This window comes from Chryseobacterium sp. AC405b (genome assembly GCF_979258685.1).
In genome coordinates this window covers 2,474,077-2,490,980 of record NZ_OZ409877.1, presented here as the reverse complement: position 1 = coordinate 2,490,980, position 16,904 = coordinate 2,474,077, and the positions used below count along the sequence as shown (strand labels likewise).

15 protein-coding genes are annotated in these 16,904 nt (G+C 35.3%); 8 read left to right on the top strand and 7 right to left on the bottom strand.

Annotated elements, in window-relative coordinates; genetic code table 11:
- Positions 1 to 93: 93 nt before the first annotated feature.
- The 7 genes from ACZZZA_RS11885 to ACZZZA_RS11855 all read right to left on the bottom strand — a co-directional run bounded on the left by ACZZZA_RS11885 (position 94) and on the right by ACZZZA_RS11855 (position 7,157).
- Positions 94 to 1,176 carry a M20 family metallo-hydrolase gene (locus ACZZZA_RS11885; RefSeq protein ID WP_463431995.1) on the bottom strand — a complete coding sequence of 361 codons (1,083 nt, stop codon included), beginning with the start codon at positions 1,174 to 1,176 and terminating at the stop codon, positions 94 to 96.
- Positions 1,151 to 1,945, bottom strand: coding sequence for an acetylglutamate kinase (gene argB, locus ACZZZA_RS11880; RefSeq protein WP_463431993.1), 795 nt, complete (start codon positions 1,943 to 1,945; stop codon positions 1,151 to 1,153). Before argB ends, ACZZZA_RS11885 begins: the two co-directional genes overlap by 26 nt.
- 4 nt (positions 1,946 to 1,949) lie before the next feature.
- Entirely contained in the window at positions 1,950 to 2,909 is a 960-nt protein-coding gene (locus ACZZZA_RS11875; RefSeq protein ID WP_463431991.1) for an N-acetylornithine carbamoyltransferase, read from the bottom strand.
- Between the two features lie 57 nt (positions 2,910 to 2,966).
- Positions 2,967 to 4,106, bottom strand: a complete 1,140-nt coding sequence (locus ACZZZA_RS11870; protein WP_463431989.1) for an aspartate aminotransferase family protein — start codon at positions 4,104 to 4,106, stop codon at positions 2,967 to 2,969.
- Positions 4,107 to 4,430: 324 nt separating this feature from the next.
- Positions 4,431 to 5,393, bottom strand: a complete 963-nt coding sequence (argC, locus tag ACZZZA_RS11865) for an N-acetyl-gamma-glutamyl-phosphate reductase (protein WP_463431987.1) — start codon at positions 5,391 to 5,393, stop codon at positions 4,431 to 4,433.
- Positions 5,390 to 6,586 (bottom strand): argininosuccinate synthase, encoded by a 1,197-nt coding sequence (locus ACZZZA_RS11860; protein ID WP_463431985.1) that lies wholly within the window; start codon positions 6,584 to 6,586, stop codon positions 5,390 to 5,392. Before ACZZZA_RS11860 ends, argC begins: the two co-directional genes overlap by 4 nt.
- Positions 6,558 to 7,157: a GNAT family N-acetyltransferase gene (locus tag ACZZZA_RS11855; protein WP_463431983.1), complete on the bottom strand. Its 600-nt coding sequence runs from the start codon at positions 7,155 to 7,157 to the stop codon at positions 6,558 to 6,560. Before ACZZZA_RS11855 ends, ACZZZA_RS11860 begins: the two co-directional genes overlap by 29 nt.
- A gap of 157 nt (positions 7,158 to 7,314) precedes the next feature.
- Here ACZZZA_RS11855 and ACZZZA_RS11850 point away from each other — a divergent pair, with 157 nt between their 5' ends.
- From ACZZZA_RS11850 to acs, 8 genes are all read left to right on the top strand, one after another.
- Complete coding sequence (locus tag ACZZZA_RS11850; RefSeq protein ID WP_463431981.1) at positions 7,315 to 7,731, top strand: IS1/IS1595 family N-terminal zinc-binding domain-containing protein; 417 nt, start codon at positions 7,315 to 7,317, stop codon at positions 7,729 to 7,731.
- Positions 7,732 to 7,979: 248 nt separating this feature from the next.
- Complete coding sequence (locus ACZZZA_RS11845; protein ID WP_463431979.1) at positions 7,980 to 9,359, top strand: porin; 1,380 nt, start codon at positions 7,980 to 7,982, stop codon at positions 9,357 to 9,359.
- Between the two features lie 46 nt (positions 9,360 to 9,405).
- Complete coding sequence (locus ACZZZA_RS11840; RefSeq protein WP_463431977.1) at positions 9,406 to 10,986, top strand: MFS transporter; 1,581 nt, start codon at positions 9,406 to 9,408, stop codon at positions 10,984 to 10,986.
- Between the two features lie 43 nt (positions 10,987 to 11,029).
- Positions 11,030 to 11,254, top strand: coding sequence for a DUF6814 family protein (locus ACZZZA_RS11835; RefSeq protein WP_463431975.1), 225 nt, complete (start codon positions 11,030 to 11,032; stop codon positions 11,252 to 11,254).
- A 371-nt stretch (positions 11,255 to 11,625) separates the two neighbouring features.
- On the top strand, positions 11,626 to 11,820 hold the full coding sequence (locus ACZZZA_RS11830; protein WP_463431973.1) for a hypothetical protein: 195 nt from the start codon (positions 11,626 to 11,628) through the stop codon (positions 11,818 to 11,820).
- A complete protein-coding gene (locus ACZZZA_RS11825) occupies positions 11,813 to 14,497 on the top strand; it encodes an ATP-binding protein (RefSeq protein ID WP_463433772.1) in 2,685 nt (894 codons plus the stop codon). The genes ACZZZA_RS11830 and ACZZZA_RS11825 overlap by 8 nt, the downstream gene beginning before the upstream one ends.
- An 11-nt stretch (positions 14,498 to 14,508) precedes the next feature.
- Entirely contained in the window at positions 14,509 to 14,874 is a 366-nt protein-coding gene (locus tag ACZZZA_RS11820; RefSeq protein ID WP_463431971.1) for a response regulator transcription factor, read from the top strand.
- Between the two features lie 110 nt (positions 14,875 to 14,984).
- The gene (acs, locus tag ACZZZA_RS11815) at positions 14,985 to 16,895 is read left to right on the top strand and encodes an acetate--CoA ligase (RefSeq protein WP_463431969.1); all 1,911 of its coding nucleotides are present in this window, start codon (positions 14,985 to 14,987) and stop codon (positions 16,893 to 16,895) included.
- Positions 16,896 to 16,904: the final 9 nt, after the last annotated feature.

The following is a 16,904-nucleotide window of genomic DNA, read 5'->3' as shown; positions in this document are numbered from 1 at the left end:
TCTTTTTAGATTTTAGATTTTAGATTTTAGATTTAGATATAGTTAAAAAGAAGTATTACTCTCTAACTTCTAGTTTCTAAAATCTAACTTCTTTTATAAAATTTTTTCAAGTATCTTGATATAAATCTCAATTCCCTCTTCTATTTCCTTTACATAGATGTATTCATCCACAGTGTGAGAGCGTTTGCTGTCGCCGGGACCGAGTTTTACCGATCTACAGGGAATGATTGCCTGATCGGATGAAGTTGGCGAACCGTAAGTTGTCCTCCCGATTCCCAGACCTGCCAGTACAAACGGATGATCTATTTCTATTTTTGAAGAATTTAATCTGAAAGACCTCGCCGTTAAGGTTGATTTCATCTTTGACTGGATAATTTCAAATGCTTCTTCATTAGAATATTCATCGGTAACCCGAACATCTAAAGTGAAAGTGCATGATTCCGGAACGACATTATGCTGAACTCCGGCGTGAATTCCCGACAGCGTAACTTTAACTTCACCCAAATAATCCGAAACTTTTGGAAATTTAAAGCTTAAAATTTGCTGCAAATCTTCCATACATTTTACAATCGAGTTATCGTCATTCGAATGAGCAGCGTGAGAAGGAGTTCCTTTCATTTCCCCGTCAATGACCAGCAATCCTTTTTCTGCAATCGCCAGATTCATTTGAGTTGGTTCTCCAACAATAGCGAGCTCGATATTTGGCAATTGGGGAAATAAAGCTTCAATACCATCAAAACCTGAAATCTCTTCCTCTGCCGTCAAAGCAATCACTACATTATACTGTAAATCTTTTTGAGCATAAAAATGCAAAAAAACCTGCGCCATAGACACCAAAGAAGCTCCTGCATCATTACTTCCCAATCCGAATAATTTTCCGTCTTTTTCAATCGCTAAAAACGGATCTAAAGTATACGCTTTATTTGGTTTTACGGTGTCATGATGCGTATTCAGCAAAATTGACGGTTTGAAAACATCAAAATTTTTATTGACTGCCCAGATGTTATTTTTAAAACGTTTTGTCGGAATGTTATTCTTTTTGAAAAAGTTTTCAATCTCCACAGATGTATTATATTCATCTTTGCTGAATGACGGAATCTCAATCAGTTTTTTCAACAAATCCACTGCGTTATTCAGTAATTCTTCTTTACTATAAACAGATTTCAGTTCCTGCATGATGATTTTCTGTATGGTTTTTCAGTTGGGTTTCTTTGATTAAAAATACCTTATTTACATTATTTTTTACAGCTTCAAAAGCGTTTTCCAGTTTGGGTAAAATTCCTTTGTGTAATTTTCCTTCATTTTTTAATGTTGAAAATTCTCCTTCAGAAATATTTTTAATGACAGATTCAGGATTGTTTACATCTTCCAAAACACCTTCTTTATCAAAACAATACAATAGTTCAACATTATATTTTGAAGATAAAGCCTGAGCAATTACTGAAGCAATCGTATCTGCATTGGTATTGAAAAGATTTCCTTTTTTGTCGTGTGTAATTGCTGAAAAAACCGGAACCAGATTAAGTTTAATGAATTTTGAGATCAATTTCTTGTTCACGCTTTTCTTCTCAATATCTCCTACAAATCCGAAATCTATTTCTGCATGTTCTCTTTTTTTGGCTTTAATTAAATTGGCATCAGCTCCCGAAAATCCTATTGCCTTGCATTTTTTCTGCTGAAGTTTTGCCACAATATTTTTATTGATTCCTCCCGCATAGACCATTGCCACAATATCCAAAGTCTCTTTATCTGTGATTCTTCGTCCGTTGACCATTTTTTGTTGGACACCCAATTTATCAGCCAATGTTGTAGCTAATTTTCCGCCTCCATGAACAAGGATTTTCTTGTCTTTAATTTCAGAAAACTGCTCGAGAAATTCGTTCAATAATTCTTCATCATCAATTAAAGCACCTCCTATTTTTACAACAAAAAGCTTTTCCTTCATTGTATTATTTTGAATTTAATTCATCTAAAATTTCCGAGAAAACAGCCTGTGCAGAGAAAATTCGGTTTTTTGCCTGTTGGTAAATAATAGAATTTTTACCATCCATCACCTCATCACTTAACTCTACATTACGACGAACCGGAAGGCAGTGCATTACTTTTGCGTTATTGGTATTAGCCAGTTTTTCATTCGTCAACATCCAGTTTTCTTTCACTTCAGGCATTGCTGCGTAATCATCAAATGATGACCAGTTTTTCACATAAATAAAATCTGCATCTTTCAACGCTTCATCCTGATGATGAACCACTTTTACATCTTTCGTGAAATTTTTATCTAAATCATAGCCTTCAGGATTAGCGATAACCAATTCAACATCCATTTTCTGCATCCATTCTGCGAAAGAATTTCCAACTGCATGAGCGATCGGTTTGATGTGAGGTGCCCAAGTTAAAACCACTTTCGGCTTGCGTTCTTCTTTCCAGTTTTCGGTAATCGTGATACAATCTGCCAAACTTTGCAGAGGATGACGGGTAGCCGATTCCAAAGAGATCACCGGAACTTTTGCATGTTGCTCGAACTGGCTTAAAATACTTTCGTTAACATCATCTTCCTTGCTTTTCATTCCTGCAAAACAACGAACTGCGATAATGTCACAATATTGGTTTAATACTTCAATGGCATCCTTGATATGTTCTACGGTATCGCCATTCATGACGGCTCCGTCTGCGAATTCTAAGTTCCAGGCTTCCTGAGCTGCGTTTAACGTCAAAACATTTAAACCTAAATTTTGCGCTGCAATCTGGCTGCTTAAACGTGTTCTCAAACTTGAATTTAAAAATACAAGTCCGATTGTTTTCCCTTTCCCCTTTTCAGTTTCCAAAAGAGGATTTTCTTTAATCTGTAACGCTTTTTGTATGATTTCCTGTAAGTTTTCAATATCGCTTACAGAGGTGAATTTTTTCATTTGGTAATTTTTTTTTCAATGGGACAAAAGGAATATCCATTTCATTTTGAATTAATTTTAAAGATTTTCTAAAACAGTTTTCAAAGCACTGATGAATAGGTCGGTTTCTTCCTTTTTAATGTTAAGCGCCGGAAGAATCCTCAACACAGCCTTATCATTGGAATTTCCTGTGAAAATACGATGATTATACAGCAGATTATTCCTTACTTCTGAACAATCCCTGTCGAGTTCAATCCCAATCATTAAGCCTTTTCTTCGGATGATTTTGATATGCGGAAAATCTTTAATTTTATTTTCAATATACTCGCCCATTTTCTGAGCATTTTCGATAAGATTTTCATCTTTCATTACATCCAAAACCGCAATCGCAGCGACACAAGCTAAGTGATTTCCACCGAAAGTTGTTCCCAACAAACCGTTGCTTGCCTGAAATTTCGGATGGATCAACACCCCGCCGATTGGGAAACCGTTCCCCATTCCTTTTGCGGTTGTGATAATATCTGCGTCAATCTTAAATTCCTGATGAGCAAAAAAATATCCGCTTCTTCCGTAACCAGACTGAACTTCATCCAAGATCAGAACGGTGTTATATTTTTCACATAATTCTTTTATTTTAGTCAAAAATTGAACTGTTGGAATCATAATTCCTCCAACTCCCTGTATTCCTTCGATGATTACTGATGAAATCTCATTTCCCTGCTGTTCAAAAATTACTTCAAGCTGTTCGATGTTATTAAATTCAGACTTGATAAATCTTTCATCGTAGTTTACCGGAGCCACAATTTTAGGATTGTCGGTCACAGAAACTGCCGCGGAAGTTCTGCCATGAAATGAACCGGAGAAATACAGCACTTTGCTTTTTCCGTTATGAAACGAAGATAATTTTAAAGCATTTTCGTTCGCTTCAGCTCCTGAATTACATAAAAACAAATTGTAATCTTCTAAACCTGAAAGTTTGCCTAGTTTTTCAGCCAATTCAGTTTGTAAATCATTCTGAACCGAGTTTGAATAAAAAGATATTTTATCTAATTGGCTTTTTAATTGAGTCTGATAATGCGGATGGTTGTGCCCTATAGAAATTACGGCGTGACCTCCGTAAAAATCAAGATATTTTTCTCCTTTATCGTCCCAAAGAAATGATCCCTGAGCTTTTACAGGCTTGATGTTGAATAAAGGATATACGTTGAATAAATTCATGTCTATTTATAAATGATAATTGATGTTAGATGAATGATCTACAAATTCATCTTTAAAATTCTTTTTTAATTTTTCTTTTGTCTTGAAACAAAAGAAACAAAAATTCAAGACTGGAAACTTCCGCTAAAAATTTAAATTAAATCCTAAAATCCCCAAAACTCGCACGAATTGAAGATTTGTTCTTATGTTGAAAGCTTGCCTCGTGCTCAAACAGTGGGAATTTCTTAACGGATTAAATTTCAATTTTCTTAACGCTCCATTTTCAGAGGTCGTTTTTTGATTCGAGTTTTTAAAATTCACAATTGACTTATTGACAATTGCCTTTTAAAACGCAATCGGCTTCAAGTTTAATCCTGAATTTTCTTCCCAACCCATCGCAATATTCATATTCTGAACTGCTTGTCCGGAAGCTCCTTTCAACAAATTGTCAATCGCTGAATGAATAACTGCAACATTTCCACTCTTTTCTATATGAATCACGCAGCGATTGGTATTGACAACCTGTTTTAAATCAATTGCTTTCTCGCTTACCTTTACAAAAGGCGCATCTGCATAAAAATCTCTATACAATTGATTGATCTCAGAAAGTTCTACATCTGTTTTCACTGTGGAACTCGTAAAAATTCCCCGGGCAAAATCTCCTCTCCATGGAACAAAATTTAGACTGATCTCATTCATATTAAAAGAAACCAGCTGTTGTAAAATCTCATCTACATGTTGATGGGTCAAAGTTTTATACGCTGAAATATTATCGTTTCTCCAGGTAAAATGCGTAGTCGGCTGTAAAGACTGACCTGCTCCTGTTGAGCCCGTAATACCTGTTGTATAAATTTCGTTCAACAAACCTTTTTCAGCTAATGGAAGTAGAGCCAGTTGAATCGCCGTTGCAAAACATCCGGGATTGGCAATACTTTTTGTACCTAAAAGTTGTTTTTTATTGATTTCAGGTAAACCGTAGATAAAATTTCTGTTTCCTAAGTTTCCATCTAAACGGAAATCATTTCCTAAATCGATTACTAACGTTTCATCTTTTACAGCATTTTGAGTCAGCCAGTTCTGGCTTTCTTTATGAGGAAGACATAAAAACAAAATGTCTACATCTTTGGGTTGATCGGTCAAAACTATTTCACAAAACGTCGTTAAATCCGGGTACAAATCTGAAATCTTTGTCCCCGAATTTGAACGACTATATAAAAAACTCAATGACACATTGGGATGAAAAGCCAGAAGCCGAACCAGTTCGCTTCCCGTGTAACCGTTGGCGCCGATAATTCCTACTGTCTTCATATCTTTTCTCCGTTAATCTGGTGATATATATTTAATGAATTGCTTACAATTTTGGTATAGCCTTTCACATCTTCACCTGTCCATGCTCTGTTTGCTTCGCCGTAACTCCCGAATTTATCGGACATTAAATCATGTTTAGATTCAATACCATTTAATATAAATCTGTAGGGATGAAGCGTTACAAATACTTTTCCGCTTACTGTTTTCTGAGAATCATCTAAGAAGGACTCGATATTTCTCATCACAGGATCTAAGAAAAGTGCTTCGTGAAGCCAGTTTCCATACCAGTCAGACAATTGAGATTTCATCATCTGCTGATATTTTGAAAGGGTATGCTTTTCCAATAAATGATGCGCTTTGATGATCACAGATGCAGCTGCCGCTTCAAATCCTACTCTTCCTTTGATCCCGACAATTGTATCTCCCACATGGATGTCACGGCCAATTCCGTAAACAGAAGCCAGTTCTTCAATCTTTTGAATAGCATAAACAGAATGTTCAAAATTTTCTCCGTTTACGGCTTTAACTTCACCATTTTTAAATTCAATCTCCAGTTCTGACGGCTGAGTTTCTTTAATTTGTGAAGGAAAAGCTTCTTCGGGCAAATAATTTCTTGAAGTTAATGTTTCTTTTCCCCCGACTGAAGTTCCCCAAAGCCCTTTATTCACAGAATATTGTGCTTTTTGAAATTCCATTTCGTACCCGTGATTTTTTAAAAATTCGATTTCCTCTTCACGAGACAAAGACAGATCACGAATTGGCGTAATAATTTCTACATTCGGGCACATTACCTGAAAAATCAAGTCGAAACGAACCTGATCATTTCCAGCACCTGTACTTCCGTGAGCAATCGCATCAGCTTTAATTTCAATGGCATATTTTGCAATTTCCTGCGCCTGAATCGTACGTTCTGCACTTACAGATAAAGGATACGTATTGTTTTTCAAGACATTACCAAAAATCAAATATTTAACACAAGAATTGTAATAATCTTCCTGAGCATCAATGCACCTGTATTCTTTCACGCCCAGATTAAAGGCTTTTTTTTCCAGTTCTTTTTCCTCTTCTTTAGAAAAACCTCCGGTATTTACGGTGACTGCATACACTTCATATCCCAGTGTTTCACTCAGATATTTGGCGCAGTAAGAGGTGTCAAGACCTCCGCTAAATGCTAAGATTACTTTCTTGCTCATTTTTATATTGATTTTCGGTTTGATTATTCTCAATACCGTTTACTTTATTATTATCAGGAACGAAAAGCATTGCTGTACAAAGACAATTTTTTCGTTCTTTTTTTATTAGAATTTCATAATTCACACAGCTTTTACAACCGTTCCAGAATTCTTCATCTTGCGTGAGTTCAGAATAAATTACGGGTTTATAACCTAAATCACTGTTAATTTTCATCACGGCAAGACCTGTCGTTAATCCGAAAATTTTGGCATTCGGATACTTATCTCTGGATAATTGGAAAACTTTATCCTTAATTAAAGTTGCAGCTCCTCTCTCCCTGAATTTTGGGGAAACTATAAGTCCTGAATTGGCCACAAATTGACCATGTGACCAAGTTTCTATGTAGCAGAATCCTACCCAATGCCCATCTTCAGTGGCAACTACAGCATTGCCTTCTGAAATCTTCTTGCTTAAATATTCTATAGAACGTTTTGCAATTCCGGTTCCTCGTCGCTGTGCAGAGTCATACATTTCCTGCTGTATTTCACTCACATACATTAAATGTTCGAATGAGGAAACTTGTATTTCCATTTATTATCTGAATTTTTTGGCAAATTTAAAGCATAATTACTTTAAAAACCAAATTAAAAAGATAATATTATTGTTTTAAAACATATTTAAAGATAATATATCTTATTGATTAAATTTTATTTTGCTAAATTATTATATATTTGCTAAAATACTATATATGGAAAATATTTGTCCGAAATGTAAGAGTGAAAAAGTAGTTAAAAGCGGAATCATTAACGATAAGCAAAGATTCCATTGTAAAGATTGCAAATACTATTTCACTGTCAAAAAATTAGGCAAAAAGATTGATGATTATTATGTAACAAAAGCTCTTCAACTTTACCTTGAAGGTTTGAGTTTCCGAGAAATAGAAAGGATTATTGGAGTTTCCCATGTTACCATCAGTTCCTGGATTAAAAAGTACAATATCACAAGACCTCCTCATTCTGAATTTCATCCTGTTTATAAAATTTTAAAACAAAATGAGCTGATTGACTATATTTCTAAAGAAGAAAACATTAAAGATTCCGGATTAATCATTACTCAATTTGCAGATAAATACATGTTGATCAAATGGGAAAGATTTAAAAAATAGGTTTTTAGAAGTTATGAGTTTTTAATTATGAATTTTGAGTTTTTTTGCATAAATAAAATTAATAAATAATTGTAAATTAAAACATTATGAAAATAAATTGATTAAAATTTCAACATTTTAAGAACTCATAATTCATCACTAAAAACTTATAACTATATTATAACCATTAATATATATTAAATTTTTATAACTAAATTATTAATTCCAATTTGGCTTTCACAAAATAACAGCCAAAAAATTAATAATTTATGAATAAAATATTAAGTTTTATTGGATTAGCTTTAATAAGCAGTTCTGTATATGCTCAAGGTTCTCCTGATTATGGAAATGGTTTAAAAATCAACATTAATCCTGAAGGAGATAAGTATGTGAGATTTATTTTATGGGATCAGTTCTGGATCAGGAATACAGATATGAACCCGGGAAGTATGGTTGGCGGCGAACCTACCGACAATACATGGAACTTAGGAAACCGAAGAGCACGTATTTTAGCTTATGCTCAGATCACCAAGCGTTACATGATTTTAACACATTTCGGGATCAACAATCAGACTTTCATCAACGGTGGAGGATCGGGAACTACAGGAACAGGCGGCTACGGAAATGGTAAAAAGCCACAGCTTTTCTTCCATGATGCTTGGAACGAATATGCCGTTATATTGCCCGGAGAAGCAGGAAAATTCAGCCTGACTTTAGGAGGCGGACTTCATTATTACATGGGACTTTCACGTATGACGATGGCTTCAACATTAAATTTTCTTACAGTAGACTCTCCTATTTTCAGTTGGCCTTTGATAGATAATTCTGATCAGTTTGCAAGACAGATGGGCGTTTTCGCCAAAGGTAAATACGGAAAATTTGAATACCGAATGAGTTTAAACAAACCATTTGCCACAGATTTAGCTCCAGCCAACACTCTATTTCCAGGAAATGAAGTTGCTGTGGATAACAACGGAAATCCGAACTGGTCTAAAGCAGGTTATTTTGAATACCAATTTTTAGATACAGAATCTAATCTTCTTCCTTTCAAAGTGGGTTCTTACTTAGGAACCAAAAAAGTTTTTAATCTTGGCGCAGGTTTTTACCATCAAAAGGAAGGAACCAGAACCTCAGTGAATTCAAATATTGAAAAACATAATATTACTTTACTTTCTGTAGATGCTTTTGCCGATATTCCCTTGGGTGAGGCAAAAAATAAAATGGCAGTTTCTGCTTACGCAGGTTTTTACAACTATAATTTCGGACCCAATTATGTCAGAAATTTAGGAATTATGAACATTGCAGCGAACGACCCAAATTTTGTCGGACAACGGGCTTTGGCTGGTCCCGGAAATCTTCAGCCGATGATCGGAACCGGAAATGTGGTTTATGCGCAAGCAGGTTTGTTACTGCCGAATCAGGCAGAGAAACCGAAAATCAGAATTCAGCCTTTTGCAGCTTACACATATAAAGATTTTGAAGCATTTGACAGACCTTCTTCGCAATTTGATGTAGGAGCCAACTGGTTTTTAGATGGTCATCATGCAAAAATTACCACACAATATTCTACAAGACCGGTTTACACAAGCCCGACTGAAAGCCCGTCTTCTAAAGGAGAATTTATTGTACAGCTTCAGATTTATCTATAAAAATTAATTTCCATAATAATAATTTACACAAAAAAAATCTAGTGATATGAGCGAACAACACCACGATGCTTACGAGAATATGACAGATAAGCAAAAAAACCGCACCATCTGGAGCGTCATCACTGCATCGTCTCTCGGAACTTTGATAGAATGGTATGATTTCTATATTTTCGGAAGTTTGGCAGTCGTTTTAGCGACAAAATTCTTTCCGGCAGACAATCCAACAGCAGCATTTTTGTCTACACTGGCAACTTTTGCAGCAGGATTTGTAGTAAGACCTTTCGGAGCTTTATTCTTCGGAAGATTGGGAGATATTATCGGAAGAAAATATACTTTTCTGGTAACTTTATTAATCATGGGATTCTCCACCTTCTTAATTGGATGTATTCCTGGATACGAAACTATTGGGTTTATGGCTCCTGTTTTAGTTTTAATTTTAAGACTTTTGCAAGGTTTGGCTTTAGGTGGAGAATACGGCGGAGCAGCAACGTATGTTGCAGAATACGCACAGCCACACAGAAGAGGTTACTGGACTTCATGGATTCAGACTACTGCAACGGCAGGACTTTTCATTTCGTTAATTGTTATTTTAATTACAAAAAATACACTTTCTGCTGAAGAATTTGATTCTTGGGGATGGCGGGTTCCTTTCTGGATTTCCATTTTAATGGTAGGAGTTTCTTATTTCATCAGAAAAAACATGAAAGAATCTCCACTTTTTGCAAAAGCTAAGAGTGAAGGAAAAACTTCAAAAAATCCTTTAAAAGAAAGTTTTGGGAATAAATTCAATTTTAAATTTGTCTTGTTGGCGTTATTCGGAGCAGCAATGGGACAAGGAGTAATCTGGTACACAGGACAGTTTTATGCAATGAGTTTTCTGCAGAAAGTAATGAATATAAACTCGATGCAGGTCGATTATCTAATGGCCACTGCATTATTGATGGGAACCCCTTTCTTCGTGTTTTTCGGTTGGCTTTCAGACAAAATTGGTCGAAAATCGATTATGATGACCGGAATGCTGGTTGCAATTTTAGCTTACAGACCCATCTACGACAGCATGTACAAAAGTGTGAACATAGAAGCGAAAACTGTGGCAAGCGATGGCATCAAAGAAACCAGAGTGGCAGCAATTCACAAAACTATTGCATCAGACAGTGTGATTACATTCCACAAAGAAACCACTTTTACAGACGGAACCTTAATGAAGAAAGACAGTATTGTTCATTGGTCAGCTGCAGGTCCGGTAATGAAAGACGGAAAAGCAGAAGAACCAAAAGTTTCAACAGCAATTACTCTGAACGATGACACAAGATGGTATTTGGTATTTTTGGTGTTTATTCAGGTGATTTTTGTAACGATGGTTTACGGTCCGATTGCCGCATTTTTAGTTGAAATGTTCCCTGTGAGAATACGTTACACCTCAATGTCTTTACCGTATCACATTGGTAATGGAGTTTTTGGAGGATTGCTTCCTGCAGTTGCCACTTATCTCGTGACTTCCGGAAAAGATGCAGGACATCCTACGTGGTATCTGGAAGGACTTTGGTACCCGATTGGTGTCGCAGCAGTCTGTTTAATCATCGGATTGATTTATCTTAAAAATAAGAACAACAATATCCACGATTAATAGGGATAATCACTTAAAAATTATTAATTTTAAATCTACTAAAATGAACGGATTAAAAAAAATATTAGGCATTGTATGGATTTTGGTTGCCTTAATCGTTGCCTACTTCGGAATTACAGTGATGGGCGTTCCTAAAATCACTTCAGGAAAACAGGAAGATTTGGTATTCGGTATTATCATACTTTTTGTATTGGTACCGATTGTAACAGGAGGTCTTGCAATCTTCGGATACTATTCTCTGATTGGAGAATACTCCGATGACAAATAATTATAAATAATATTTGATAATTGATGAATAATTTTGTTCATCAATTATCTTTTATAGAACTAACGTATTTAATTAAATTTTGAGCATGTTGTAAATTAAAATTTGTATTACTTTTATAAGTGAAACGCTTTTGTTTACTTTAAAAACATCAAATATTTTAATCAAAATCTTTGTCTAATCTTGCGTTAAATTAAACGCAAAGCTAAAGCGAAGCAGAAAACTGCTAGAGTTTTAAGATAAACAATAGCACTTTGTTTAACAAGGAAATACGAGGATTTGGATTCAGTTAATTTATTCAGATACATAAAACAAAGATATTTAGAGTAAATGAGCACAAAACATTCGAACCAATCAATTATCATTCATCATCTATGAAAAAACGTCACGAGCAAAAACTGATTATTCTTAGCATAGGTTTACTTATCGCTTTCAGTATTCCTGTTTCATTGCTTTTTAACAGTGAAAAAGAGGTTTTTGGCTATCCGATGATTTTGATTTATCTGTTCTCAGTCTGGATGATTTCCATTATTATTTCTTTTGTAATCATAAAAAAACATGATGAGTAGTTTCGCATTATTTATCGTTGTGCTGATTTACCTCGCACTTTTATTCTTAGTTGCTCATTTGGCAGAGAAGAAAAAAAGTAAAATCTGGATCAATAACCCCTACATCTATGCATTGTCTCTTGCCGTGTACTGCACCGCCTGGACGTATTATGGAAGCATTGGCGTTGCAGCGACAAGCGGGCTCAATTATTTACCGATTTACATTGGCCCCATCATGGTTATCCCGGCTTGGATTTACATCAATACCCGAATCGTAAGAATCTCAAGAGTCAATAAAATAAGCAGTTTAGCAGATTTTATTTCATTAAGATATGGAAACAGCAGAAGCTTCAGCGCCATAATCACATTGGTTTGTCTTTTTGCGATTATTCCTTATATCGGATTGCAGATTAAAGCAATTTCAGAGACTTTTCACTTGGTCACAGAAACCAAAATTTCTCAAAATATTCTGACGGATAGCGGAACTTTTGTAGTTATTTTAATTGCCTTATTTTCATCGTATTATGGGACAAAATATGTAGATGCTTCCGAAAAACGGTTAGGGATTATTTCTGCCATTGCGTTGGAAAGTTTTCTAAAATTATTCTTCATCATCATTCTTGGGTTATTTGTAATCTATTACGCTTTCGACGGATTTTCAGATTTGTATCAAAAGGCAAGTAAATTCCCGGATTTTAAAGCAAAAAACACTTTTAACGGAATTGAAGGAGCTATGAACTGGATGGTTCTTTGTATGATTTCCGGGACGGCGATTTGTATTTTGCCGAGACAGTTTCACACTGCAATTGTAGAAAACAGACAGGAAAAACACATCAAAACAGCCATTTGGTTTTTTCCGCTTTATCTTTTGATTTTTACAATTTTCATCTTTCCTATTGCATGGGGCGGAAGATTGATTTTCGCCGGACAAAACGTAAATCCAGAATTTTACTCTATTCTGATTCCGCAGCATTTTGATAATACTCTAATCACGGTTTTGGTATTTTTAGGAGGCTTAAGTTCGTGTATTTCAATGATTATTATTTCAGCAATCACATTATCGATTATGCTGTCAAACAATTTGATTATTCCGTATGGCTTGTTAGGAAAATTTAAAGCTGAAAATGAAATTCAAAATACAAGAAACATTACCAATATCCGTAAATTCTCAATATTTGGGTTGATCATTTTGGCTTTCGGATTCTATAAATATTTTATTTTAAAAACCTCATTAGATTCTGTAGGATTGATTTCATTTGTCATCATTGCTCAGCTTGCTCCTGCTTTTTTTGGAGCAATATTTTGGCGAAGAGGAAGCTACAAAGGCGCAGTAACAGGATTAATAGCAGGATTAATGATCTGCTATTTCGGATTGATCATTCCACAATATTATTTCTCATACAATTCAGAATTGAAAGGTATTTTGAGAGAGATGTATGATACTTTTCAGTTTTTTGATATTTATTTTTTAAACAGAATTCCTGAAATTTTCTTTTGGTCGATTTTAGTGAATACCGGTTTGTTTACCATACTTTCTGTAAGTATGAAAGGAAATTATCGGGAAAGAAACTTTGCCGAACTGTATGTGGATATCGATAAATACATTCAAAATCATGAAAACGCATTTATCTGGAGAGGAACGGCTTATGTTTCTGACATTCAGAATATTCTGGAACGTTTTTTAGGCAAGAAGAAAACTGAACAGGCCATGCGGATTTTCAATATCAAATACAACATTGATTCGCAAACAGAAACTGCCGATTCTAGGTTTATCAAATTTTCTGAAAACCTTTTGGCAGGAAGAATTGGCACTGCATCTGCAAAAATTTTGATTGAAGGAGTAACCCAAGAAGATAAAATATCTTTAAAGGAAGTTTTAAATATTCTGGAAGAATCTAAAGAAAATATTACGCTCAATAAAAAACTCACCGAGAAATCTGAAGAATTGAAACAGCTTTCCAACGACTTGAGTGAAGCCAACGAAAATTTAATCGTAAAAGACCGTCAGAAAGATGATTTTCTGGATTCTGTGGCGCACGAATTGAGAACCCCGATTACCGCCATTCGTTCGGCAGGAGAAATTTTAGCTGATGATGACGATATACCTTTAGAGATTAAAAAGGAATTTTTAAACAATATCATCACAGAATCTGACCGTCTGAGCGAAATCATTAATGACATTTTATATCTTGACAAACTTCAGCACGGAGAAATAGCTTTACATATTCAGGAAAACAACATTCTGGAAACCTACAAAAAAGCGTTAAATCCTATCCTGCATTTGATTCAGCAGAAATATATTCATATTAGTGAAGTTGATTTGCTTCATACGTATCAATTTGAATATGATGAAGCCAGAATGATTCAGCTGTTTCAGAATATCTTGGGAAATGCCTTAAAATTCACTGATGAACAGGGTACAATTCAGACTAAATTTTCAGAGAAAGACAGTTTTTTAATTATAAAAATATTCAACACCGGAAAACATATTCCCGAAGAAGATCTGGAAATGATTTTCGATAAATTTTATCAGGCTAAAAATCAAAATATCAGAAAACCTACAGGAAGCGGTCTCGGACTTGCCATCTCAAAAAGAATTGTAGAAGCCCAAAAAGGACATATAAAGGCAGAAAACAGCGGATTAGGTGTGACATTTACGATAACTTTGCCGAGAAAAATAAATGAAGTTGAACCTTAACGAAGAAAATCATGAAAAAAATATTGATTGCTGATGACGAACACAAAATATTAATGTCATTGGAATATAGTTTCAGGAAAATTGGTTACGAAGTTTTCATTGCCAGAGACGGAACCGAAGTTTTGGAATTTTTAAAAACCATTGTTCCGGATGTTATTTTATTGGATATTATGATGCCCAATCTTGATGGATACAGCACTTTGGAAGAAATCAAAAAAAATGAAGCCTTAAGCAACACAAAAGTTCTCTTCCTTAGTGCCAAAAACAACCCGAAAGATATTGAAAAAGGCCTGGAAATGGGCGCTGATGCGTATGTGACTAAACCATATTCGATTAAAAAACTGATTCAGCAGATTGAAGAATTGCTTAATCTTTAACAGCAATATCAGTCATAAATTGTGAGAATGAATATTGTTATGCGCAGAAAATGAATATATCAATTTTAATAAAACAAAAATAATTAATATCAATTCTAAAAAGAAAAAGTATGAGAAATTACGTGATAGAAGATTTACCGCACTACTTTGAAGAGTATAAAAAATCAATAAAAAATCCGAAAAAATTCTGGGATAAAGTAGCCGACCAAAATTTTGTATGGTACCAAAGATGGAGCAAAGTGGTAAAATATGATATGAATGAGGCAAAAATCACATGGTTTAAAGATGCTAAATTAAATATTACCAAAAACTGTCTCGACAGACACTTATCGGTAAGAGGAGAAAAAACGGCAATTATCTGGGAACCCAACGATCCGAAAGAAGAAGTACAGCACATTTCCTACAATGATCTTTATGAAAGAGTCAATAAAACAGCAAACATATTGAGAGACATGGGCATTGAGAAAGGTGACAGAGTCTGCATCTATCTTCCCATGATTCCGGAACTGGCGGTTACGATATTGGCATGTGCAAAACTAGGGGCAGTTCACTCGGTAATTTTCGCCGGATTTTCTGCTTCTGCAGTTGTTTCAAGAGTAAATGACTGTGGGGCTAAAATGATCATCACTTCAGATGGCAGCTACAGAGGAAGTAAAGTTTTAGATTTAAAAAGCATTATCGATGAAGCCTTAGAAAAATGTCCTACTGTTGAGAAAGCTTTGGTGGTTAAAAGAACCAACAACCAGGTTAAAATGAAAGAAGGCAGAGATTTCTGGATGAATGATCTTTACGAAAAAGCTTCAGCTGATTTCGTCACTGTGATTATGGATGCCGAAGACCCTTTGTTTATTCTTTATACATCAGGTTCTACAGGAAAACCAAAAGGAATGCTTCATACTTCCGCAGGTTATATGGTGTATTCGGCGTACACTTTTAAAAATGTATTCAATTATCAGGAAAACGATATTTACTGGTGCACTGCAGATATCGGCTGGATTACAGGGCATTCGTACATTTTGTACGGACCTTTATTGAATGGTGCAACAACCGTTATTTTTGAGGGAATTCCAACCTATCCTGAACCCGACAGATTCTGGGAAGTTATTGAAAAACATAAAGTTACCCAATTCTATACTGCACCGACTGCCATTCGGTCTTTAGCCAAGGAAAGTGCAGAATGGGTAGACAAACATGATTTAAGTTCACTAAGAGTTATAGGATCAGTTGGAGAACCCATCAATGATGAAGCTTGGCATTGGTTTAACGATCATGTTGGGAGAAAAAAATGTCCTATTGTTGATACTTGGTGGCAAACTGAAACCGGTGGAATAATGATCTCTCCCATTCCGTTTGTAACTCCTACAAAACCAACGTACGCAACACTACCATTACCGGGAATTCAGCCGGTTTTGATGGACGATAAACGCAACGAAATTACAGGAAATCAGGTAACAGGAAATCTCTGCATCCGTTTTCCATGGCCGGGTATTGCCCGTACAATCTGGGGAGATCATCAAAGATATAAAGAAACTTATTTCTCCGCATTTCCGGGAAAATATTTCACTGGCGACGGTGCTTTGAGAGATGAAGTGGGTTATTACAGAATTACAGGTCGTGTGGATGATGTAGTGATTGTTTCCGGACATAATTTAGGAACCGCTCCGATCGAGGACAGCATCAACGAACATCCTGCTGTAGCAGAATCTGCGATTGTAGGCTTCCCTCATGATATCAAAGGAAGTGCTTTGTATGGCTTTGTGATCCTGAAAGACAGCGGTGCAGATCGTCAGAAAGATAATTTAAAGAAAGAAATTAACCAGTTGATTTCAGATCAGATCGGTCCTATTGCAAAATTAGATAAAATTCAGTTTGTTTCCGGACTGCCGAAAACCCGTTCAGGAAAAATCATGCGTAGAATTTTAAGAAAAATTGCAGAAGGAGATTTTAGTAATTTTGGTGATACTTCTACCCTTTTGAACCCTGAAATTGTTGAAGAAATTATGAATGAAAGACTAGCTTAACCTCTAACT

What these genes read in the sequence shown, in the direction of transcription:
- ACZZZA_RS11885 (WP_463431995.1), bottom strand. Translation starts at nt 1,176, where the DNA reads ATGCAGGAACTGAAATCTGTTTATAGTAAAGAAGAATTACTGAATAAC.
- argB (WP_463431993.1), bottom strand. Translation starts at nt 1,945, where the DNA reads ATGAAGGAAAAGCTTTTTGTTGTAAAAATAGGAGGTGCTTTAATTGAT.
- ACZZZA_RS11875 (WP_463431991.1), bottom strand. Translation starts at nt 2,909, where the DNA reads ATGAAAAAATTCACCTCTGTAAGCGATATTGAAAACTTACAGGAAATC.
- ACZZZA_RS11870 (WP_463431989.1), bottom strand. Translation starts at nt 4,106, where the DNA reads ATGAATTTATTCAACGTATATCCTTTATTCAACATCAAGCCTGTAAAA.
- argC (WP_463431987.1), bottom strand. Translation starts at nt 5,393, where the DNA reads ATGAAGACAGTAGGAATTATCGGCGCCAACGGTTACACGGGAAGCGAA.
- ACZZZA_RS11860 (WP_463431985.1), bottom strand. Translation starts at nt 6,586, where the DNA reads ATGAGCAAGAAAGTAATCTTAGCATTTAGCGGAGGTCTTGACACCTCT.
- ACZZZA_RS11855 (WP_463431983.1), bottom strand. Translation starts at nt 7,157, where the DNA reads ATGGAAATACAAGTTTCCTCATTCGAACATTTAATGTATGTGAGTGAA.
- ACZZZA_RS11850 (WP_463431981.1), top strand. Translation starts at nt 7,315, where the DNA reads ATGGAAAATATTTGTCCGAAATGTAAGAGTGAAAAAGTAGTTAAAAGC.
- ACZZZA_RS11845 (WP_463431979.1), top strand. Translation starts at nt 7,980, where the DNA reads ATGAATAAAATATTAAGTTTTATTGGATTAGCTTTAATAAGCAGTTCT.
- ACZZZA_RS11840 (WP_463431977.1), top strand. Translation starts at nt 9,406, where the DNA reads ATGAGCGAACAACACCACGATGCTTACGAGAATATGACAGATAAGCAA.
- ACZZZA_RS11835 (WP_463431975.1), top strand. Translation starts at nt 11,030, where the DNA reads ATGAACGGATTAAAAAAAATATTAGGCATTGTATGGATTTTGGTTGCC.
- ACZZZA_RS11830 (WP_463431973.1), top strand. Translation starts at nt 11,626, where the DNA reads ATGAAAAAACGTCACGAGCAAAAACTGATTATTCTTAGCATAGGTTTA.
- ACZZZA_RS11825 (WP_463433772.1), top strand. Translation starts at nt 11,813, where the DNA reads ATGAGTAGTTTCGCATTATTTATCGTTGTGCTGATTTACCTCGCACTT.
- ACZZZA_RS11820 (WP_463431971.1), top strand. Translation starts at nt 14,509, where the DNA reads ATGAAAAAAATATTGATTGCTGATGACGAACACAAAATATTAATGTCA.
- acs (WP_463431969.1), top strand. Translation starts at nt 14,985, where the DNA reads ATGAGAAATTACGTGATAGAAGATTTACCGCACTACTTTGAAGAGTAT.